Source organism: Halopiger aswanensis (assembly GCF_003610195.1).
In the GTDB taxonomy this organism is placed as follows: domain Archaea; phylum Halobacteriota; class Halobacteria; order Halobacteriales; family Natrialbaceae; genus Halopiger; species Halopiger aswanensis.
Genome location: NZ_RAPO01000002.1, coordinates 46,668 through 67,993 on the forward strand (window position 1 = coordinate 46,668; position 21,326 = coordinate 67,993).

The window sequence follows — 21,326 nt, forward strand, 5'->3', positions numbered from 1 at the left end:
TGGTCCGGGTTGAAGTAGAACTCCGTGATGAGCAGCGATTGGGCAACGCGTCACAGCGGGGATGCGTCGGGAGTCGGTTGGTACCTCCCGCGACGAGCGGCGGTCTCGCGGTATGGGGTCGACGTTCCGTTGCGGAGCTGGTACTCCCGTGTGATGCGTGCCTCGTAAACAGCTAAAAACTCAACTATGAAGCGCGCACTCGCAATCACACTGACGGTAGCAATCTTCGGCGCCCTTGCAGTCATGGGGGCGACCGGAGCGGTTATGGCACAGGAAGACGGAAACGCGACGAACGTCTCCGATCTCATCGACCAGACTCAGGACGTCGACGCGGATCAGGACCTCGAGTCGGGTGACGCGAACGTCGACGTGAATGTCGACCAGACGAACAACAACGCGCAGACGGCCAGCGCGACGTCCGGTGACGCGGTCGCTGGTAGCTCCGGTGGCGGTGCCGGTGCCGCGGCCGCTGCGGACCACTACAAGGGCGGCGGTGGCGCTGTCGCTACTGATGCCGGCGCCAGTACTGGTTCGACGGCGTTCTCCACCGCTGAAGTCGCTCAGAACCAGGACGTCGATCAGACCAACGCTGCGCAGGTCGACGCTACTGCCGACACCAGCATTGAGGCTGAGCAGAACGTCGAACCCGAGCAAGAGGCTGACGTCGAAGACAACACGTTCAACGAGCCCGGTGACGACCTCGACGAGGACACTCTGGCAAGCATCGACGCTAACCTGCAGGAACTCGTCGACGAGTTCGTCAGTTCCTAATTCAGTATATACTGAATTTAATTCGCCTACCTACTTTTATTGCGCCAATTATAGCGCGTCAACTGCTGTTGTTTCTGCCTGGATAATCACGTCTCGAATCGCCAAATTAGCCTCTCGAGCCACGGCCTTCGCGTCTTCGTACTCGACACTGACATCGTAGACCTCGCCGTCGACGTCGCTCGCGATTTTCACGGTCACTTCGTAGGTCTCGCCGTCGATTTCGAGATCGACCGTTATCGAACACCCGCTGTACAATCCACCGATGCGTCCCCCACATCCTGCACTCCTAACGTCCTCGTCTCCTCAAGCATTACCAGTCATACGTCGAGCGACGCGCTGCCGATCCTCGGGCTTGCAGATGACCTTCACGAGGTGGCCCGGGCGGTACTTCTTCATCGTCGCCGGGAGAACGAAACGTCACGCGCGTCCGCGAGCGTCTCCGGCAGATCGCCAGCATCCCCGGCGTCGCGTCGTCAAGATTCGTCTCGAGGACGGCGATGTCGTTTTTCACGAGCGACCTGTCGCCCTCGCCGACCAGCACCCGGAACACGTTCGGATGCGGATCGAGGTCGTAGCCGCCGGCGCCGTAGCCCGACGCCGCGACCTCGAGCGCCCCGGTCGCCGTCTCGATCGAAGGTGTAGCGTTAGGAACGATGAAATATTCATGGGTGGAAACGGATCAACGGTTGTAGTGGTTCTAATACGAGTATTGCCCTGAAACTGTAGTCCGGGTTGAAGTAGGACTCCGTGATGAGCAGCGACTGGGCAACGCGTCACAGCGGGGATGCGTCGGGAGTCGGTTGGTACCTCCCGCGACGAGCCGCGGCCCCGCCGAACGGGGTCAACGTTCCGTTGTGGAGCGGTACCCCCGTGTGGTGTATGCCTTATAAACATCAACTATGAAGCGCGCACTCGCAATTACATTGACGGTAGCGATCTTCGGCGCCCTCGCAGTCATGGGGGCCACCGGAGCAGTTGTGGCACAGGAGACGGCGTTCTCCACCGCTGAGGTCGCGCAGAACCAGGACGTCGATCAGACCAACGTTGCTGACGTCGACGCTACTGCCGACACCAGCATCGACGCCGAGCAGACCGTCGAACCCGAACAGGAGGCTGACGTCGAAGACAACACGTTCAACGAGCCCGGTGACGACCTCGAGGAGGAGACGCTGGCAAACATTGACGCTAACATAGAGGAACTCCTCGATATCATCCGTAACGGTTAGTGGCTAATAACGGGGTGGGATTCATTTATCCACTCTTATTACACTAAAAATTACGAACAGTAGCAACTGTTCGCCCAAATATTGGTTTGAGAAATCACAGTATCCCAACTGCTGCCGTTTCTGCCTGGCAGATTACATCTTGGATTGCCAAGTCAGTCTCTTGAGCCACGGCCTTCGCGTCCTCGTACTCGGTATTGATGTCGTAACCTCGGCTCCGCTCGCGATTTTCACGGGTGCCTCGTACGTCTCTCCTCGAGTTTCAACTCCATCGTCTCGAACTCCCGCTATGTAATCCACTGATGTGTCACTCCCAGATCCCGCCCCCAACGTCCCGGTCTCCTCGGTGTGCGCTCGAGCGACGCGCTGCAGTCTTCGAGCTTGGAAGTGACCCTCACGAGGTAGCCCGAGCGGGACCTCTTTTTATCACTACAGGATGGATGTCACGCGCGCTCGCATCCGAGAACGCCTCCAGGCGCCCAGTACCTCCGCACCGCGCCATCGAGGTTCGGTTCGAGGACGGCAACGTCGTCCTTCATGAGTATCCTCTCCTCGGCTGACGAGCGCCGGGAGTACGTTCGAGTGTGGATCGAGGCCGTCGCCCCGGCGCCGTAGCTAGATACCTCGAACTCAAGCGCAGGGAGTTCGCCGGCTCGATCAAAGATGTAGCATTAGGAACAATAAAATTTCCCATCAAAGGTAACAGATCAACAGCTGTAGCACTCCTAGGTCACGTATATCCCTGAAACTGTGGTCCGGGTTGAAGTAGGACTCCGTGATGAGCAGCGACTGGGCAACGCGTCACAGCGGGAATGCGTCGGGAGTCGGTTGGGACCTCCCGTGACGAGCGGCGACCCCACCGAACGGGGCCGACGTTCCGTTACGGAGCTGGTACCCCCGTGTGATGCGTGCCTCATAAACAGCAACAGCAAACACTCAACTATGAAGCGCGCACTCGCGATTACACTGACGGTAGCAATCTTCGGCGCCCTCGCAGTCATGGGGGCGACCGGAGCGGTTATGGCACAGGAAGACGGAAACGAGACGAACGTCACCGACCTCATCAACCAGGCCCAAGATGTCGATGCGGATCAGGACATCGAGTCGGGCGACGCGAACGTCGACGTGAGCGTTGACCAGACGAACAACAACGCGCAGACGGCCAGCGCGACGTCCGGTGACGCGTTCGCCGCTGACGGCTCCGGTGGCGGTGCTGGCGCTGCGGCCACTTCGGATCACGCCAAGCAGAAGGGTGGCGGCGCTGCGGCTGCCGCTGACGGTGGCGGCGCTGGTGCGACGGCGTTCTCCACCGCTGAGGTCGCGCAGAACCAAGACGTCGATCAGACCAACGCTGCTGACGTCGACGCTACTGCCGACACCAGCATTGACGCCAACCAGACCGTCGAACCCGAGCAGGAGGCTGACGTCGAAGACAATACGTTCAACGAGCCCGGTGACGACCTCGACGAAGACACTCTGGCAAACATCGACGCTAACCTGGAGGAACTCCTCGATATCTTCGACGGGAGTGTAGTGTCTAACAGCTAGGTAGAATCCATTTCTCCCCTTTTATTGCACTACTCATTACGAAGAGTGGCAACTATTCACCCAAAATAGTGACTTGGGAAATTACAGTACCCCAACTGCTGCCGTTTCTGTCTGGATGATTACATCCCGAATCGCCAAGCCAGTCTCTCGAGCAACGGTCTTCGCGTCGTCGTACTCGGCACTGACGTCGTAGACCTCGCCGTCGGAATCCCTCGCGATTTTCACGGTGACCTCATACGTCTCGCCGTTAAGTTCCAACTCCACCGTCTCGAACTCCCGTTTGGCAATCCACCGATGCGTCGCTCCCGCATCCCGCACCCCTAACGTCCCCGTCTCCTCGGCGAGCGCTCGAGCGACGCGCTGCCGATCTTCGGGTTTGCAGATGACCTTCACCAGATGCCCCGGCCGGGATTTCTTCATCGTCGCCGGCAGAATCGAAACGTCACGTGCGCCCGCGTCCACGAGGGTTTCTTGCAGTCCGCCCAGGACCTCCGGCGTCGCGTCGTCCAAGTTCGTCTCGAGGACGGCGATATCGTCTTTCACGAGCGACCCCTCACCTTTCCCGACCAGCGCCCGGAGCACGTTCGGGTGCGGATCGAGGTCGTAGCCGCCGGCGCCGTAGCCCGACGCCTCGAGCTCGAGCGAGGGGAGTTCCTCGACGCCGTCGGCGAAGTGCGCGAGGATCGCCGCGCCGGTCGGGGTCAGGAGTTCGCGGTCGACGGGGCCGCCGCGCAGCGACCAGTCCGCGTTTTGGGCGATCTCGACCACCGCGGGCGTGGGGACGGGGTACTCGCCGTGGCTCATCCCGACGGTGCCGCCGCCGGTCGCCAGCGGCGTCGTGACGATGCGATCGGGCTCGAGGTCGTTGACTAACGCCGCCGCGCCGACGATGTCCGCGATCGCGTCGTCGGCTCCGACCTCGTGGAAGTGAATGTCCTCGAGCGACTCGCCGTGGACGCTGGCCTCGGCCTCGCCGAGACGCTTAAAGATCGCGAGCGCGTCGTCTTCGACGGCAGCGGGGAGGTCCATCTCCGCGACGATGTCACGGACTTCCTGATAACTGCGGTGTGGCCCGTGGCCTTCGGCGTGGACGTGGTCGTGGTTGTGATCGTGCTCATGGTCGTCGTCCGCGTGGTCGTGCCCGTGATCGCCGTGATCCTCGTGACTATGATCGTGACCGCGGTCGTGATCGTGTCCGTGTCCGTGTTCGTGTCCCTGGCCGCTCGAGTCGCCGTCGCCGGTCAGCAGCACGTCGACCGTCGTCGACGCGATCCCGCACTTGACCGTCTCGTCGATCCGGTACTCGAGTTCGAGCGCGGCTTCGACCGGCTCGAGGGCGTCGGGGTCGGCCCCGGCGTCGAGCAGCGCGGCGAGGAGCATGTCGCCGCTGGCACCCATCCGGCCGTCGAACGCGAGGACGTTCGCGCCAGTGTTCGTGGTCATACGTACGCCGGGGAGGTGAACGGCAAAAAAGCCATCTGCTCGCCGATCCGGTCCCGCCAAAACCGTCCGATGCCGTCACATCTATGTAGTCACCTCCCTAAGTCAGATGTGGTAGCATCTAGCACAACTAGAGCTAGCAAAAAACCTATCCGATCACGAATCGGAGTGACTGACATCGCCGTCCATCCCGAATCATGAACGAAGTTCAACTGGAGGTTGCCAAAGCGTACCCGAACGACTCGGGTCGTGGTATCGCCCGACTCGACCCGGACACGCTGTTGCATTTGAAGCTGAGTCCGGGCGACATCATCGAGATCGAAGGTGCGGACACCACCGCCGCGAAGGTGTGGCGCGCCGACCGGCAGGACTGGAACACGGACACCGTCCGCATCGACGGCTTCACCCGACAGAACGCCGACGTGGGCATCGGCGAGCGCGTGACGATCCGGAAGGCCGAAGCGACGAAAGCCGACAAGCTCACCCTCGCGCCGCCGGAGGAGGCGTCGGTCCAGTTCGGCTCCGACGCCGCCGGCATGGTCAAACGGCAGATCCTGAAGCGACCGGTCGTCGGTCGCGACATCGTCCCCGTAATGAGCTCGACGAATCACCCCTTCATGCGATCGCCGGGGCAGGCCATCCCGCTGATCGCCGTCGAGACGGAACCGGAAGGGGTGGTCCTCATCACTGAGGACACCGACGTCGAACTCCGCGAGGAGCCGATCTCCGGCTTCGAGAAGACCGGCGGCGGCATCACCTACGAGGATATCGGCGGACTCCAAAGCGAGATCCAGCGGGTCCGGGAGATGGTCGAACTTCCGATGAAACATCCGCAGATCTTCAAGAAGCTCGGCATCGAGCCGCCGCAGGGCGTCCTCCTGCACGGCCCGCCGGGCACCGGGAAGACGCTGCTCGCGAAGGCCGTCGCCAACGAGACCTCCGCGAGTTTCTTCTCCATCGCGGGCCCGGAGATCATCTCCAAGTACTACGGCGAGTCCGAACAACAGTTACGCGAGATCTTCGAGGACGCGACGGAGGAGTCGCCGTCGATCATCTTCATCGACGAACTCGACTCGATCGCCCCCAAGCGCGAGGACGTCACCGGCGAGGTCGAGCGCCGCGTCGTCGCCCAACTGCTGACCATGATGGACGGCCTCGAGTCGCGCGGGCAGGTCATCGTCATCGCCGCCACGAACCGCGTCGACTCGGTCGACCCCGCCCTCCGTCGCCCCGGCCGATTCGACCGCGAGATCGAGATCGGCGTTCCCGACGAGACCGGCCGCGAGGAGATCCTGCAGATCCACACCCGCGGGATGCCGCTCAGCGACGACGTCAACCTCGGCCATCTGGCCGACGAGACCCACGGCTTCGTCGGCGCCGACATCGAGAGCCTGACGAAGGAAGCCGCGATGAAGGCCCTGCGGCGGTACCTCCCCGAGATCGATCTCGACGAGGAGGACATCCCGCCGAGCCTGATCGACCGGATGATCGTCAAGCGCGAGGACTTCCGCGGCGCCCTGAATGAGGTGGAGCCGTCGGCGATGCGGGAGGTCCTCGTCGAACTCCCGAAGATCTCCTGGGACGACGTCGGCGGCCTCCACGAGGCCAAAGAGCAAGTCCAGGAATCCGTCGAGTGGCCCCTCTCGAGCCCCGAACGGTTCGACCGGCTGGGCGTCGACCCGCCGGCCGGCGTCCTGCTGTACGGGCCGCCCGGCACCGGCAAGACGCTGATGGCGAAGGCCGTCGCCAACGAGACGAACGCGAACTTCATCTCGGTGCGCGGCCCGCAACTGCTCAGCAAGTGGGTCGGCGAATCGGAGAAGGCCATCCGGCAGACCTTCCGCAAGGCCCGCCAGGTCTCGCCGACGGTGATCTTCTTCGACGAGTTAGACGCCCTCGCCCCCGGCCGCGGCGGCGGCGAAACCGGGTCGAACGTCTCCGAGCGGGTCGTCAACCAGCTGCTGACCGAACTCGACGGCCTCGAGGACATGGAGGACGTGATGGTCATCGGCGCGACCAACCGCCCGGACATGATCGACCCCGCACTGCTGCGCTCGGGTCGGTTCGACCGCCTCGTGATGATCGGCGAACCCGACGTCGAGGGCCGCGAGCGCATCCTCGAGATCCACACGCAGGACACGCCGCTGGCCGCGGACGTCTCCCTGCGCGAGATCGCCGAGATCACGGACGGCTACGTCGGCAGCGACCTCGAGTCGATCGCCCGCGAGGCGGCTATCGAGGCGCTGCGCGAGGACGAGGAAGCGGACGTCGTCGAGATGCGCCACTTCCGACAGGCCATGGAGAACGTCCGGCCGACGATCACCGAGGACATCCTCGACTACTACGAGCGCATCGAGGACGAGTTCCAGGGCGGCTCGGGCGGCCCGGAGCCAACCGGTCGCCGCGGCAGCCGGATCGGCTTCCAGTAACCGCGGCGCACCGGGTGGCCTCCACCCGCACCTGCGGTACCTGACGCCGCTCGTGGACGGCGGGCGGTTTCGGATCGGTCTTTTATGCACCGTTTTCGTTCGTATTCGGTCACCTGTAGCGACAGTTCGCCCTCGAATGAGAATGTTGATAGTGTTGGATCGGCGAGGACAACCATCGAATGCCGGTCGAGCAACTGGAACTGCTACTGACCGATCCCGCGATGCAGGAAGCGCTCGCGGTCGTCGTCGAACGATCCGAGGACGGGGACGGCACCGAGGAACTCGAGTGGCGCGACGTAAAGGACACCCTCTCGAGCGAGCAGTGGGGGCGACTCCTCGAGCACGAGGTGCTCGTGAGTACGAGCGCGGGTACGGGATTTGCGCTCGCAGAGCCGGACCGCGTTCGCGAGCGGTTGGCCGCGGAGACCGATGAGGGCCTCGAAATCGAAGGCGAGGATGCTGCTGCGACTGGAGGCGAAACCGAGTCCGACCCAGAATCCGACGCTGGCGGCGAGGACGACCCCCTTTCGCCTGCGGCCCTCGAGCAACTCGCGAACGACGGTATCGAACCGCAGCGGTGGTCGACGATGGACAAAGCGGCGGGTGCGTTCGCACTCGCCCTCTTTGCCGGCTACTGGAGCACGTCGCTTCGCAACGTTATCGCGTCGGTCGAGAGCGTCGTCTTGGGGCCGATCACTGGCGTCGTCCCCTTCCACGAACTGATACTGCTCCTCGCTGTCGCCACCGGCCTCTACTCGACCGTGCTGCAATCCCGGCTGAGCGACCGCGACGTCATCGAACACCACCGCGAACGGATGACGGAACTCCAGGAGCGAAAACAGATCGCCGAGGAACGCGGCGACGAAGACGCCCTCGAGCGGGTCCGCGAGGCCCAAACGGCGGCCGCAGCCGATCAGCTCAAACTGTTCAAAGTGCAGTTCCGGCCGACGGTCTGGATCATGCTGCTCACTATTCCCGTCTTCCTCTGGCTTCGCTGGAAGGTCAGGGGCGGCCACCTCGGCGCCGCCGAAACGGGATTGGTCGTTCCGATCGCGGGGGCCGTCTCCTGGCAGGACCCGCTGCTCGGCCCGATGTCGACGTGGATCGTCTGGTACTTCCTCGGATCGATGGCCTCGCGCCAACTCATCCGGAAGCTCTACGACTTCTGGGCCGCCGAAGGCGGCCCCGTGTAGCGGGCCCATAATCCGGTACTAGCCTCCGGTAGCTGCCACCTACTCCCGTTTTCTTCGGGTGTGTGACCGAGTAACACTGGTTGCGGGTCGGGTATCTGTATCGTCGTCTCGAGGCGCAGTACGAACGATCATCGGGCGTACACCCCGCTGGACTCGCGTGAATCGCGGCTAGCGGATCGAAAGCGTCGCGGCGATATATGGGGCTCGGACACGGTATTTCGACCGTCTCAGGTGTTTCGATGTCGGATTCCTCAGCGACAAGCGATCGACGGTCGACTTCGAGTTCGCCCTCGATCAGCAACAGAGCGGGCAGCGCCGACAGCGGCGACGACCATCGCCTCGAGCGAGCGGCGCCGACGATCGCATCCTCGGTCCGGAAGACGTGTTTCTGGGGGGCGATCCTGCTGCCGTTTCTCCACGTGCCGCTGTTGCTCACCGGGTTAGCGACCCCGGCGGAGACGGCGGTGTTTTTCGGACTGTTGACCATCAACTTCGTCGCGCTCTACGTCGGCCACGCCTACGAGAAGGACACACAGTAGCGTCGGCGCCCGGTAGCGTCGGCGCTCGGTAGCGTCGGCGGTCGCGTTGCGGTCGCCGACTTCAGTCAGTCGCCCGACACCCACCGCTGCACGTGGCCGAACTCCTCGCGGATCGCCCGCCGCTTCACGAGGAGGAACCCGACGACGATCAGGCCGAACCCGATCAGCGTCGTCGCGTCGACGACCTCGTCAAGGTAGAGCCAGCCGACGACCGCGGCGAAGATCGGCGCGACGTACGACACCATATTGATCTCGACGGCGCCGAGTCGCTCGAGCAGGTCGAAGTACAGCAGGAAGCCGATCGCGCTCGCGCCGACCGCCAGGTACGCGAGCGCACCGAGCGCCTGCGGGTCGGTCCAGGTCGCCGGCTCGAAGGGTTCGCCCAGCGAGAGGCTCACGCCGTGGAGCAGGACGGCGCCGCCGAGCATCGACCAGGCTTCCATCGTCTCGATGGGCAGCGAAGCGTCGATGCGGCGGGTCAGCACGCTCCCGAGGGCGAACGACGCCGCGGCCAGGAAGACCAGCAGTTTAGCGACGGCGTCGGTCGCGAACAGGTTCGAGGGGTCGGGCTGAGCGATGACCGCCACCCCGACGAGCCCGATACAGACGCCGGCCATGCCCGCGGGCGAGAGCGCGTCCGAGGGCATTAGCAGCCGCGCGAAGCCGGTCGTGAGGACCGGCGAGAGGCTGACCACGATCGAGGCGGCTGCAGCGGTCGTGTGCTGCTGCCCGACGAAGAGAAAGGCGTGGTAGGCGGCGATCAACAGCGCGGCGCCGACCGCTGCAGTCGCCCACTCGTCGCGTCCCCTGGGATACCACGTCGCGCCGTCCGCGCCGTCGACGGCGTAGGCCGCGTAGCCGAGCATCAGGAGGCCCGCGACGTCGTACCGCAGCGCCGCGAACAGCACCGGCGGGAGATGCTCGAGGCCGGCGCTGATCGCGACGAAGGCGGTTCCCCAGAGGGCCGACAACACCAGGAAGAGTCCGAAGTTCCGATAGCGGCTCACAGCGGCGGTTACCGCGGCACCGTTCAATGTGTTTCGATTCGAATTACACGCTGCTCGAGGACGGCGGTTTAGCCGAGACCGTTCGCTCGGCTATCGGTTCTGGCAGGCCGGGGCCGAGTACAAGTGTCGGGTACAGGTACGAGGTCGAGACGGCGCCGTCTCGAGTCGGTATCGAGAGGAAAGAGAAGGGGTGACTGCGCCGCGGTATCGGTAGGGAAGTATCGCGACGGTCGCGGTCGATCGCTGAGATCGGCTCTCAGCCGCTTACAGGACCGGACGCTTGCGGATCTCCGGCACGTCTTCGGTCTGTTTGAACTGCTTGAGCAGCGGCTTGATGTCCTCGAAGCCCTCGGCGAGGACGATGTCGCCGCTTCGGAGGTCGTACTCGACGATGTCGTAGTCGGCGAGGCGGGGTAGGTGGTTGTGGACCAGCGTTACGTACACGCGCTGGCGGGCTTCCTTCTCGATCGCGTCGACCGGCAGTTCGTGTTCCCAGGCGGTGATCTGCGTGATGAGGTCCTCGATGTTCTCCTCGCCGTCCTCCGCGAGCAGGTAGAGCAGGTAGCGACGCTTCGATTCCGCGAGTAAGGAACAGGCGGCCTCCATCCGGGTAGCGCTCGTCGTCATAGTAGAGTGGATGCATCGGGTGGTATTACACCTACTGCCAATACAGATAGGACGGCTCTGCCGTACAATCAGCGATTTTGATCAGTGTGGCGCGCACCGAATCGAGCGGCGGTGTCGACTACGGCGCGGACGATCGACGCCTCACTCGCGCCACGAACTGGGGTCGACGGCGTTCGGCGGTGACTCGCCGTAGAGGTGGCAGGCGACCGGCTGGTGCTGGTTGGGCGCGGATTGCTCCTCGGTTCGCAGGTCCGGATGGACGCGCTCACAGACGCTCTCGTACTCCGCCCGCAGTCGTTCGGCTGCGGCGTCCCAGTTCGAGTCGGCCAGTTCCGCGAGCGCCTCCTCGACGATCTCGTCGTGGGGCGACGGCAGGTCGCGATCGAGCAGCCGCTCTTTCAGCGCCGCGACGAATCCGGGGACGTCACTGCCCTGAATCGAGCCGTCCTCGAACGCGAACTGCCCGTCCTCGCCGACCGACTCGAGGGAGATGTCCTCACCCTCGATCCGCTGGCGGAGATCCATGATTTCGCGGTACGCGTCTTGCTCGATCTCGAGGTCTTCAGGTGGGATCACGGCCGGACAGCGGGTGCGGAACCGACAACCGCTGGGCGGGTCCCGCGGGGAGGGAACGTCGCCGGTGAGCGTCTCTCGCTCTCGGTTCCGCTCGTCGGTCGAGGCCCGCGGCACGCTCTCGAGGAGGGCCTTCGTATAGGGGTGTTTCGGCGCCTCGAAGATGTCGGCGACGGGGCCGACCTCGACGATCTCGCCGAGGTACATCACGGCGACGCGGTCGCAGACGTGACGGATCACCGAGAGGTCGTGGCTGATCAGCAGGTAGGTGAGGTCGAACTCGTCTTGCAGATCGTCCAGCAGGTTCAGCACCTGGGCCTGGACGGAGACGTCCAGCGCCGAAGTCGGCTCGTCGAGCACGAGGAAATCGGGCTCGAGGGCCAGCGCGCGGGCGATGCCGATGCGCTGGCGCTGGCCGCCGGAGAACTCGTGGGGGTAGCGGTCGAGTTGATCGACCGAGAGGCCGACCCGCTCGAGCAGGTCCCGAACCCGTTCGCGGCGTTCGTCCTCGGTGCCGATGTCGTGGATGTCCAGGGGCTGCTGGACGATGTCGCCGATCGTCATCCGCGGGTCGAGACTCGAGAAGGGATCCTGGAAGACGACCTGCGCATCGGTGCGGAACTCGGTGAGGGCCTCGCCCGCGAGGTCGTAGACGTTCCGTCCCTCGAACTCGACCCGGCCGTCGGTGGGTTCCTGCAGTCGGAGCAGCGTCTCGCCGGTAGTCGACTTCCCGCAGCCGGACTCGCCGACGAGACCGAGGGTCTCGCCCTCGTGGATGTCGAAGCTGACGCCGTCGACGGCGCGGACGGCGACCCGGTCGTTGCCGAGCAGGCGGTCGAGCAGCGAGTCGTTCTCCCAGAAGTACTTCTGCAGGTTTCGGACGCGGACGAGTGGCTCGTCCGATCGTTGCTCGACCGCTCCATTATCGTCTGCGTCTGCATTCCCGTCCGTGTCCCCGTTCGCGTTCGTCCCTGATTGCGGTGTGTCGGTACTCATCGCAGTTCACCTCCGGTGCCCGCATCGTCGGCGGCAGGCTGCGTCCGATCGTCCGCCGTCGCTTCGCCGGGCTCCGCGTCCTCGGGGTCGGCGTGCTTGTCCCCCGCCGGCCGTTCGTCTTCGCCGAAGTAGCCGTCGGGCAGCGCTCGCGATTCGTCGTACGCCGTTTCGGCGAGCACGCAGCGGGCTGCATGGTACTCGCTCCCCGCGGCGTCGTATTCGGGCGGGTGCTCGAGGCAGTCCTCCATCGCCTTCGGGCAGCGGTCGGCGAAGTGACACCGGTCGCCCATCTCGTGGTCGAGCAGGCTGGGGACGTTCCCCGGAATCGGATCGAGGCGGCCGCCCGCGTCCTCGAGGTCGGGAATCGAGCCGAGCAGCCCCTCGGTGTAGGGGTGGACGTGGTCGTCGAAGACGTCCGCCAAGGTGCCCCGTTCGACGATTTCGCCGGCGTACATCACGCCGACGCGGTCGCACATCCGCGCGATGACGCCGAGGTTGTGCGTGATCAGGAGAATCGTCATGCCGGTCTCCTCCTGGAGTTCGTCCAGCAGGTCGAGCACCTGCGCCTGGATCGTCACGTCCAGCGCGGTCGTCGGCTCGTCGGCGATCAGCACGTCGGGTTCGCCGGCCAACGCCTGCGCGATCATCGCTCGTTGGAGCATCCCGCCGGAGTACTCGTGGGGGTACTCGTCGGCCCGTTCGACCGGGTCGGGAATGCCGACCAGCTCGAGCAGTTCGACGGCGCGCTCGCGGCTCTCCTCGGTGACGTACTTCTGGGAGGGGAGGACGGTCGAGAGCACGAAATTGCCGAGCGAGTACTCCGAGGACTCGGTTCGGGCGCGCGTCGAGCGCGGGTTGGCGCTGGCCCGGCGCTGGACCTCCACGGCCTCGGCGAGCTGTTCGCCGACCGTGAGGCTCGGGTTGAAACTGCTCTCGGGGTCCTGGAAGATCATGCTGAAGGAAGTGCCCCGGAGCGAGCGGCGGATTCGGTCGGGAATCGCCTGCAGGTCGACGAAGTTACCGTCGACCGCCTCGGGATGGTCCTCGCGGACCCGGTCGGCAAGATCGGCGTCGTTGAACTCGATCGTCCCGGCGACGATCTCGCCGGGCGAGTCGATCAGATCCATGATCGACCGGGCGGTGACGCTCTTGCCGGAGCCGCTCTCGCCGACGATGCCGAAGACCTCGCCGCGTTCGATCCGCAGGTCGAGGTCGTCGACGGCGTTTACCTGTCCCTGTTCGGTGAAGTAGCGAGTCGAGAGTCCGGTAACGCGAATGATATCCTCGGGCATCTTAGACACCTCCTTCGCCCTCGATGTTCGGGTCGAGGGAGTCCCGTAGCCAGTCGCCGAGCAGATTGATGCTGATCACGGCAAGCACGATCGCGATCCCGGGGATCGTCGAGATCCACCAGGCGGTCCGCAGGTAGTCCTGGCCCTGGCTGATCTCGTACCCCCACGAGAGCGTCGTCCCGGAGAACCCCAGGTACGAGAGGGAACTCTCGAGGAGGATGATCGCCGCGACCTGTAGCGTCGCGAGGACGATGATCGGCGTGAGGCTGTTCGGCAGGACGTGTTTGAGGAGGATCGTCCGGTTGCTCGCGCCGAGGCTCTTGGCGGCTTTGACGTACTCCTCGTTGCGGATCGAGAGCGCCTCCCCGCGAGCGACGCGGGCGAACCAGACCCAGTTGACCAAGGCGACGACGAGGGTCACGGTCCCCGGGAGCACGGCGTACTCGGGCATCCCGTCGACGAGGCCCGACAGCACGATCGGATCCGGAATGTACTGGACGCTCCGCCCGAAGACGCCGATCAGCGCGATCGCGAGCACGAGCGACGGGAACGCCAACATGATGTCGGCGATCCGCATCATCGAGTCGTCGATCCGGCCGCTGAAGTAGCCCGCGACCAGCCCGAACGGCACCCCGACCGCCGCGGCCAGCCCCGTTCCGATCAGGCCGACCAGCAGCGACGTTCGGGCGCCGTAGAGCAGCCTCGAGTAGACGTCCTGGCCGAGGTTGTTCGTTCCGAGGATGTGCTCGCTCGTCGCCTCGACGGTGTGGGAGACGCGTTCCCGGCCGTCGTCGGTGTCCTCCCAGGTGTGGGTCTCGTAGTCGAAGCCGACCGGCGGGTACGAACTCCCCTCTTCGTCGAAGTAGCCGGTCGTGTTCGGATTGTGCGTCGCGAGTATCGGTGCGAACGTCGCGACCAGAATGATCACGACGGCGATCGAGAGCCCGAGTTTCGCCATCAGGCTCCGGTCGAACTCCCGCTTGAGATTCGATTTGAGTCGGTCCGAGATCATTCGTCGGTCACCCGTGGGTTGAGCGTCGCGTACAGTGCGTCGACGACGACGTTGATGACGACGAACCCGACGCCGATGAAGATGAGCACGCCCTGGATGACGGGCCAGTCACCGGCGTAGAGCGCGTCGATCAGTCGGCGGCCGAGGCCGGGCCAGTCGAAGACGGATTCGGTGATGACCGCACCGCCGATCAGCGTCCCCAGTTGCAGGCCGAGCACCGTGATGATCGGAATCATCGTGTTCCGCAGGACGTGTTTGAACCGGATCAGGACGCCCGGCAGCCCCTTCGCCTCGGTCGCCGTCACGTACGGCTTCCCGAGTTCGTCGATCATCCCGCTGCGGGTCAGCCGCGTGATGAGGGCCGTGAAGTACGTCCCAAGCGTGATCGCGGGCAGCGTGATGTGTCTGAACCACGCGATAAGGTCGTTGAAGTAGCCCGTCGTCACCAGCGAGTACACCGCCGGCCCGAAGCCGACCGGACGCTGGCTCACCGGAAAGACGCCGAGCTGGACCGGCAACAGCAGGATCAGCATGATCCCCAGCCAGAAGTTCGGCGTACTGATCCCGACCAGCGAGAACAGCGTCGCGCCGTAGTCGGCGGGCTCGTGGCGTCTGGTCGCGCTGATGACGCCCAGCGGAATGGCGATCATGATCGCGACGATCGTCGCCGCGATAGCTAACTCGAGGGTCGCGGGGACGCGCTCGAGGACCATGACGGTCACGTCGCGACGCGATTGGTACGAGTAGCCCAGGTCGCCGACGAAGATGCCCTGGACGTAGTCGACGTACTGGACGTAGAGCGGTTCGTTCAATCCCATCTCCTGGCGGATCTGTTCGCGCACCTCGGGGGACGTCGACGGATCGACGATCAGGTCGATCGGGTCCCCCGGGGCGACCGCTCTGAGGCCGAACGTCACCGTGATGACGCCCCAGATGACGAACACGCCCTGGAGAAGACGTTTGATCAGAAACTTGGCGAGAGACATCGATTCCTTCTACCTGATAGTTTTGGGGTGGTGTGCGATTACACCGCTTTCGAACTCCGGCGCGGCGGTCGGCCGACGACGCGATGACGGTCGACGCCGTTCGTCGGCGTTCGATAGTCGGAGGGCGATTCTAATGCCGGATCTCGTTTCGCGACCGATTACCTGCTCATCTCGTCCAGGAAGATACTCTCGTCGGCGCGGGGGTTCCAATCGACGTCGGAGCGGATCCCGTAGATGCTCTCCTCGCGGTGGAGGAAGACCCACGGCGCCGCTTCGTGGAGATCGGCGTTAATCTCCTGGAGCAACTGCTCGCGCTCGTCCGGATCGGTCGTCTGCTGGCTCTCGAGGATCTTCTCCTCGATCTCCTCGTCCTCGAAGTTGTAGGCGGCCTGGCCGCTGACGAACCACGGCGCGAGTCCGTAGTCCGCGTCGTAGGTCGGGTTGCCCCAGCCGATCAGGAAGAAGTCCGGCGAGGTCGACGGATCGGCGTCGAGCGACGATTCGGTGATCGTCTCGAAGTCCGTGATCTGGAAGTCACACGAGACGTTCTCGAGTTGGTCGATCTGCTGGGCCGCCGTCTCCGCGACCTCCGTGTCGTTGAGGTAGCGCCCTTCCGGCGACTCGAGGGTGATCTCGACGCCGCTGTAGCCGCTGTCCTCGACGAGCTGTTCGGCCTGCTCGGGGTCGTGCGGGTACGGGTCGAGGTCGTCGTTGTAGCCGAAAATCCCCTCTGGGATCGGCTGGGAGGTCGGCGAGCCGAAGCCGTCGAGGACGTTCTCGATGATCGCGTCGACGTCGACGGCGTAGTTCATCGCCTGGCGGAACTCCTGGCTGTCGAACGGCTCGTCGTCGTTGGGCATCACCAGGAAGATGTTCCGGAGGCTCGTGACGGTCCGCACCTCGACGCCGTCGGCCTCGTCGATGTTGGCGACGTCCGACGGCGGTACGTTGACGATCAGGTCGCTTTCCCCCGTCTCGAGTTCGGAGACGCGGGTGCTCGCCTCGCTGGCGCCGCGGAACCGGACCGGATCGAGGTCGGGCACCTCGCCCCAGTAGTCGTCGAACGTGGTGAACGTGATCTCTTCGTCCGGGGTATACTCCTCGACCTGATACGGCCCGGTTCCGTTGAGCTCCTCGTTAACCGGCTGCTCGCGCTCTTCCATCCACTCCTCGCTGACGACGGTGGCGACGGTCGCTACGTTGAACTCGACGATCGAGGGGACCGACTCGTGCTCGATCACGACCGTCGTGTCGTCCGGGGCTTCGGCGCCGACGACGCCGGGGTAGCGGTCGGCCTGCTCGCTGGCGATGCCGACGTCCTCGTCGACGGCGCGGTTGATCGTGTAGGCAACATCCGAGGCCGTCATCTCCTGGCCCTCGTGGAAGACGACGTCGTCCCGGACGGTCAGTTCCATCGTGCTGTCGTCGGGGTGGCTCCACTCCTCGACGATCCGCGGCTCGAGTTCGCCGTCGGGCGTGATGTCCCACAGCGGCTCGTAGACCTGATCGAGCACGTTGTACGTCGGCGCGTCGTTGTGGCCGTTCGGATCGACGGTCGTGGCGAACTCTCCTTGCGTCACCACGAACTCGTCGTCCGAGCCGCCGCCGGAGTCGTCGATACACCCCGCCATCGAGGTGAGTCCGGCAGTCGTCGCGATGCCGGTAAGCTGGAGGAATCGTCGCCGATCCAATTCGTTATGTCTAGCACCCTGCATACCCCGAGGATTACAGCGATACTACTTATATATAGTGGTAACAACTAGCATATAGTTGCATTTTGTGAACGTATCTCCACTGAGCGTTGGGATCAGTAGCCGAGCGGAACAGCGATTCGGCGGCTGAATCCAGGGGTAAGTTTAAGAAATCCTCGGTTCGTACTACGGGTATGGCCGCTCACGGCCGGTCCGCACTGCGGGACCTGTTCGACGAGTCGCCCACGCCCCACATCGCCCACCCACCCCGTACTCATCACCGTGACTTCTACGTCGCCACGGACGGGTCCTTCCGGGAGTCGGGCGGTGGCCTGGGCGCCGTCATTGAAACGCGCGACGGCACCCGCGTCGCACGCATCGCGACCGCGGATACGCCGCCGGACAACAACGTTGCCGAGTATCGAGCGTTGCATCTCGGACTCGACGTCCTCGCCGCGCGAGCGCCTCGAGACGCCCGCGTCGGCGTCCTCGTCGACCACGACGCGCTCGCGAGCAACGTCAACACTGCCGTCCTCGCGACGAACCATCCCGACGGGAAGCCGCCGCAACCGCTCTCGGTGCCGGCGGCGACGCGGTATCACTGGCGCGGGATCGAAGCCCGACTCAGCGGCTTCGACGAGGTTCGCGCGGCGCGCATCGACAGCGATCAGAACCCCGCGCATCCGCTCGCGAACACGCCGGACCGGTACCGACACGTCAACCAGGAGCCCGACCGCTGCGTGCTCCCCGAACCCCTCAAGTCCCGAACGTCGGGGACGGGACGGGGCGCCGGAGCGGACGCCAACGAGGACGCCGAGTTCCCGCCGCCGTCCCGCGCCGATCGGCACAGCGCCGGCGGGAGCGGGCGTGCCTCCGACTGACTACACCCCACACCCCGCACTCGCACACCGCGTCTCGCACTCGACAATCGCCACCGTTATTCCGCCACCGCAGCGAGTCGTTGCCGATGAGTCTTCGCGTCGCCGCCGCCGCACCCTTCATCCAGAACGGCACCACTCGCCTCGAGGAAGGCGAGTTCGTCGTCGCGCTCTCGCTGGATCGCGACTGGTTCTCGCCCGACCAGGCTAAGCGCCTGATCGACATCGCGACGCGCGAGGGACTGCTCGAGCGCGACGGTGACGACCTCGTGGCCGGATTCGACCCGTCGGAGGTAACGGTCCCCGAGGAGTTCGTCCCCGACGAAGACATTCTGCAGGAGCGATCGGCGTTCGAACGGGTGCTGGACGCGCTCGTCGCCGACGGCATGGAGAAACACGAGGCCGTCGGGGCGATCAACGCCCTCCAGAGCGACCTCGGCGTCACGATCGAGGCGGCCGCGGTCGTCTACGCCCGCCGCGAGGGACTCGAGGTCGACGATATCGCGCCGATCGCCCGCGACGCGATCGTCGAGGCCGGAGCGGAAGCCGAACCTGAACCCGAAGAGGGTTAGTCTCCGCCGGCCCGACGACCCGCATGGTCGAGGATCGGATCACCGACGGCAAGCGGATCGCACAGCTGTTGTCTTCGGAACTCGACGGCCGCGAGGACGGCGGCCTCGAGCGCGTCGCCGTCACCAACGCCGACCGCGACGTCGAACCGACGACGGACGGGGCGCGGGCGTACGACGTTTCGCTGGACGACTCGAGCGGTGACGACGATAGCGATGCCGACGACGGTGACGACGCCGGCGCTGGCGACCGATTCGCGCAGGTGTTCGTCCAGGAAGACCGCGCCCGCCTCGAGTTCACGGCGGGCCAAGACGTCGCGGCCGAAGCGGGTTCGGAACTCGAGTTGCGGGTCCGTCCCAAGGCGACGCAGCCGCCGCGAACGCTCGTCTTCGTCGAGAGCGGCGCGGAAGTCAAGCGGGCGACGGACGTGGTACAGGCGGTGCTCGACGAACTGGGCGACGAATAGCGTCGCGGTCGCGGGTCAGTTTTCCCCTCTTACTCGAGGTCCGCCAACACTGCCGGCAGCGCCGTCGCGATCTCTCGCTGCTCGACGTGGGCGACCGCCCGCGGATCGGGATCGGGACCGTCCTCGAGCAGCACCTGCACCGGGGTCATACCGGCGTTCGTGGCCCCGGTGACGTCGGCGTCGACGTCGTCGCCGACGTAGACCGCGTCGGCCGGATCGACGTCCAGTTCCGCGGCGATCGCCTCGAACGCGCGCGGGTCGGGTTTGCCGGCCTCGAGTTCGCCCGTGACCAGCGCCGCGTCGAAGGCGTCCTCCCAGCCGAGCGTCTCTAGTTTGTCCCGCTGGGCGCGGACGGGGCCGTTGGTGAGCAGCCCGACGCGGTACTCGGTCCGGAGCTCGGCGAGCATCGCTTCGACGCCGGGAAGCGGCTCGAGCGCGTCCGCGATCGTCTCGCGGTAGGCCGTCGCGACGGCGGCCGGGTCGGCGTCGCTCTCGCGGTCGGCCAGCAGGGCCGCGAAGATCGGTTCGCGCGACTCTCGCGTGAGGTGCTGGCCGTGGACCTCGAGGTAGTCCTCGCGCGAGAGCGACGGGGCGCCGACGGCGTCGACGGCGTCCTGTAGAATGGTCTCCCGGTCCCGGGTCGGCACCGCGAGGGTGTAATCGAGGTCGAAGACGACCGCCTGTGGCATCGTAGCAGGTATGGAGGGCTCGAGCGGGTTGAAGGTATCCCTTCGGCTCGAGGGTCGAGGATCCGACACGACCCCGACTACCGCTCGGCGGGTCGGCGGTCAGTCCCCGCCGGCCTGCGTTCCCGTCCCGGCGCGGGCCTCGAGTCGCGGCACGACGACGGATTCGATCCGGTCGGCGTACTGCATGAGCGAGGTACCCAGCACGCTCATGACCAGGACGTAACCGACGGCGAAGGCGTAGATGTCCTGACCGACGCCGCCGGCGAGCGTCGTCTCGGCCCCCGAGAGCGCGAGGCTCGCGATGATCAGCGAGAACTCGCCGCGGGTCGACATCCCGAGGCCGACGCGGACCGACCGGCGCTCGCTCAAGTCGTAGATTCGACCGCCGAAGTAGCCGCTGACCAGTTTCGTCGGCGTCGTCGCGATCACCGCGACCGCGATCAGTCCAGCGACGCCGAGGAACAGCGACGGATCGGTGACGAGTCCGATCCAAAAGAAGAAGATCGCCGCGAAAGCGTCCCGCAGCGGCTCGAGCAGGTTCTCTAAGTCGTGGACGTGGTCGGTCGACGAAAAGGCCATGCCGACGAAGAACGCCGCGACGGCCTCGCTGACGCCGAGCGAGAGCGCAGCGCCCGCTATCAGCAGCGTGATCCCCAGCGCCCGGAGCACGATGAACTCGTGGGAGTCGGTATCGAGACCGCGCTGGAACCACTCCGTACCCAGATAGACCAGCAGGAGGAGGCCGAGGATGAAGCCGATCGCGACGCCGATCCGGCCGAGCGCCTCGCCGACGTCGCCGCCGCCGAGCACCAGCGCGGTCGCGACGGCCAGGTAGACGGCGATAAAGAGGTCCTCGAACACCAGCGTCCCCAGCATCGCGTCGGACTCGTCGTTGGCGATCCAACCCAGATCGAGCAGCGACTTCGTGATGATCGCCGAGGAGGAGATGTAGACGATCCCGGCGGTGAGGAAAGCCGGCAGCAACGAGCCGAAGAGGGCGTAGCCGAGCAGCAGGCCGACGCCGAAGTTGATCGCGAGATCGACCGCGCCCGCCTTCCCGATGCGTTCCTTCGACGCGAGGAGCCGATCGAGGTTGAACTCGAGGCCGAGGAAAAACAGCAGGAGGACGATCCCGATCTCGTGGCCGACGTAGATGAAGTCGGTCTCGACGAGCGCGAGTTCCGACCCGTGGGGGACGCGGTCCGTCCCGAGCAGCGCCGGGAAGTCGACGCCGCCGAGGACGTGTTCACCGAGCAGCATGCCGACGAGGATGTAGAACGGGATCACCGACTGGTTGATCCGGTTCGCGATAAGGCCGGCCAGCGCGACGGCTCCGAACAGGATACCGACGTCGATCAGGGCGGTCGATTCAGCAGTTGCCACTCGCGGTCACCTC

At 65.1% G+C, this 21,326-nt stretch carries 20 protein-coding genes and 1 pseudogene; 9 read left to right on the top strand and 12 right to left on the bottom strand.

Annotated features, from left to right (window positions below):
- Positions 1-264 precede the first annotated feature (264 nt).
- Complete coding sequence (locus ATJ93_RS07300) at positions 265-771, top strand: hypothetical protein (RefSeq protein WP_245977528.1); 507 nt, start codon at positions 265-267, stop codon at positions 769-771.
- Positions 772-819: 48 nt separating this feature from the next.
- Here the strand turns inward: ATJ93_RS07300 and larC (ATJ93_RS24330) are convergent.
- Together larC (ATJ93_RS24330) and larC (ATJ93_RS24335) are read right to left on the bottom strand one after the other, a co-directional pair.
- A pseudogene (gene larC / locus ATJ93_RS24330) lies at positions 820-1,167 on the bottom strand (nickel insertion protein).
- Positions 1,082-1,426 carry a nickel insertion protein gene (larC, locus tag ATJ93_RS24335; RefSeq protein ID WP_342768865.1) on the bottom strand — a complete coding sequence of 115 codons (345 nt, stop codon included), beginning with the start codon at positions 1,424-1,426 and terminating at the stop codon, positions 1,082-1,084. Before larC (ATJ93_RS24335) ends, larC (ATJ93_RS24330) begins: the two are co-directional and overlap by 86 nt.
- A gap of 244 nt (positions 1,427-1,670) precedes the next feature.
- Here larC (ATJ93_RS24335) and ATJ93_RS07310 point away from each other — a divergent pair, with 244 nt between their 5' ends.
- On the top strand, positions 1,671-1,997 hold the full coding sequence (locus ATJ93_RS07310) for a hypothetical protein (protein WP_245977529.1): 327 nt from the start codon (positions 1,671-1,673) through the stop codon (positions 1,995-1,997).
- A gap of 939 nt (positions 1,998-2,936) precedes the next feature.
- Positions 2,937-3,542 (top strand): hypothetical protein, encoded by a 606-nt coding sequence (locus tag ATJ93_RS07315; RefSeq protein WP_120243997.1) that lies wholly within the window; start codon positions 2,937-2,939, stop codon positions 3,540-3,542.
- 81 nt (positions 3,543-3,623) lie between these two features.
- Here ATJ93_RS07315 and larC (ATJ93_RS07320) read toward each other — a convergent pair whose 3' ends face one another.
- Complete coding sequence (gene larC / locus ATJ93_RS07320; RefSeq protein ID WP_120243998.1) at positions 3,624-4,985, bottom strand: nickel pincer cofactor biosynthesis protein LarC; 1,362 nt, start codon at positions 4,983-4,985, stop codon at positions 3,624-3,626.
- A gap of 194 nt (positions 4,986-5,179) precedes the next feature.
- Between larC (ATJ93_RS07320) and ATJ93_RS07325 the strand changes: the two genes are divergently transcribed.
- From ATJ93_RS07325 to ATJ93_RS07335, 3 genes are all read left to right on the top strand, one after another.
- Entirely contained in the window at positions 5,180-7,411 is a 2,232-nt protein-coding gene (locus ATJ93_RS07325; protein ID WP_120243999.1) for a CDC48 family AAA ATPase, read from the top strand.
- 179 nt (positions 7,412-7,590) lie between these two features.
- Complete coding sequence (locus ATJ93_RS07330) at positions 7,591-8,604, top strand: DUF106 domain-containing protein (protein WP_120244000.1); 1,014 nt, start codon at positions 7,591-7,593, stop codon at positions 8,602-8,604.
- A 239-nt stretch (positions 8,605-8,843) separates the two neighbouring features.
- A complete protein-coding gene (locus tag ATJ93_RS07335; RefSeq protein WP_245977530.1) occupies positions 8,844-9,143 on the top strand; it encodes a hypothetical protein in 300 nt (99 codons plus the stop codon).
- Positions 9,144-9,208: 65 nt separating this feature from the next.
- Here ATJ93_RS07335 and ATJ93_RS07340 read toward each other — a convergent pair whose 3' ends face one another.
- The 7 genes from ATJ93_RS07340 to ATJ93_RS07370 form a co-directional block, all read right to left on the bottom strand.
- Complete coding sequence (locus tag ATJ93_RS07340; RefSeq protein WP_120244002.1) at positions 9,209-10,150, bottom strand: DMT family transporter; 942 nt, start codon at positions 10,148-10,150, stop codon at positions 9,209-9,211.
- 264 nt (positions 10,151-10,414) lie between these two features.
- A complete protein-coding gene (locus ATJ93_RS07345) occupies positions 10,415-10,777 on the bottom strand; it encodes a DUF7344 domain-containing protein (RefSeq protein ID WP_120244003.1) in 363 nt (120 codons plus the stop codon).
- A gap of 141 nt (positions 10,778-10,918) precedes the next feature.
- Positions 10,919-12,346, bottom strand: coding sequence for an ABC transporter ATP-binding protein (locus ATJ93_RS07350; protein ID WP_245977531.1), 1,428 nt, complete (start codon positions 12,344-12,346; stop codon positions 10,919-10,921).
- Positions 12,343-13,638: an ABC transporter ATP-binding protein gene (locus ATJ93_RS07355; RefSeq protein WP_120244004.1), complete on the bottom strand. Its 1,296-nt coding sequence runs from the start codon at positions 13,636-13,638 to the stop codon at positions 12,343-12,345. The genes ATJ93_RS07350 and ATJ93_RS07355 overlap by 4 nt, the downstream gene beginning before the upstream one ends.
- Before the next feature lies 1 nt (position 13,639).
- Positions 13,640-14,650 (bottom strand): ABC transporter permease, encoded by a 1,011-nt coding sequence (locus tag ATJ93_RS07360; protein WP_120244005.1) that lies wholly within the window; start codon positions 14,648-14,650, stop codon positions 13,640-13,642.
- Positions 14,647-15,636: an ABC transporter permease gene (locus tag ATJ93_RS07365; RefSeq protein WP_120244006.1), complete on the bottom strand. Its 990-nt coding sequence runs from the start codon at positions 15,634-15,636 to the stop codon at positions 14,647-14,649. The genes ATJ93_RS07360 and ATJ93_RS07365 overlap by 4 nt, the downstream gene beginning before the upstream one ends.
- Positions 15,637-15,794: 158 nt before the next feature.
- Positions 15,795-17,351, bottom strand: a complete 1,557-nt coding sequence (locus ATJ93_RS07370; protein ID WP_120244007.1) for an ABC transporter substrate-binding protein — start codon at positions 17,349-17,351, stop codon at positions 15,795-15,797.
- Positions 17,352-17,521: 170 nt separating this feature from the next.
- Between ATJ93_RS07370 and ATJ93_RS07375 the strand changes: the two genes are divergently transcribed.
- The 3 genes from ATJ93_RS07375 (at position 17,522) to ATJ93_RS07385 (ending at position 19,241) form a co-directional block, all read left to right on the top strand.
- Complete coding sequence (locus ATJ93_RS07375) at positions 17,522-18,208, top strand: ribonuclease H family protein (protein ID WP_120244008.1); 687 nt, start codon at positions 17,522-17,524, stop codon at positions 18,206-18,208.
- 86 nt (positions 18,209-18,294) lie between these two features.
- Positions 18,295-18,777 (top strand): DUF2240 family protein, encoded by a 483-nt coding sequence (locus ATJ93_RS07380; protein WP_120244009.1) that lies wholly within the window; start codon positions 18,295-18,297, stop codon positions 18,775-18,777.
- A gap of 23 nt (positions 18,778-18,800) precedes the next feature.
- A complete protein-coding gene (locus ATJ93_RS07385; protein WP_120244010.1) occupies positions 18,801-19,241 on the top strand; it encodes a hypothetical protein in 441 nt (146 codons plus the stop codon).
- A 29-nt stretch (positions 19,242-19,270) separates the two neighbouring features.
- On the opposite strand, the gene ATJ93_RS07390 is transcribed toward ATJ93_RS07385, so the two are convergent.
- Both ATJ93_RS07390 and ATJ93_RS07395 read right to left on the bottom strand, forming a co-directional pair.
- Entirely contained in the window at positions 19,271-19,930 is a 660-nt protein-coding gene (locus ATJ93_RS07390; RefSeq protein ID WP_120244011.1) for an HAD family hydrolase, read from the bottom strand.
- A gap of 99 nt (positions 19,931-20,029) precedes the next feature.
- A complete protein-coding gene (locus ATJ93_RS07395) occupies positions 20,030-21,313 on the bottom strand; it encodes a cation:proton antiporter (protein ID WP_120244012.1) in 1,284 nt (427 codons plus the stop codon).
- Positions 21,314-21,326 lie beyond the last annotated feature (13 nt).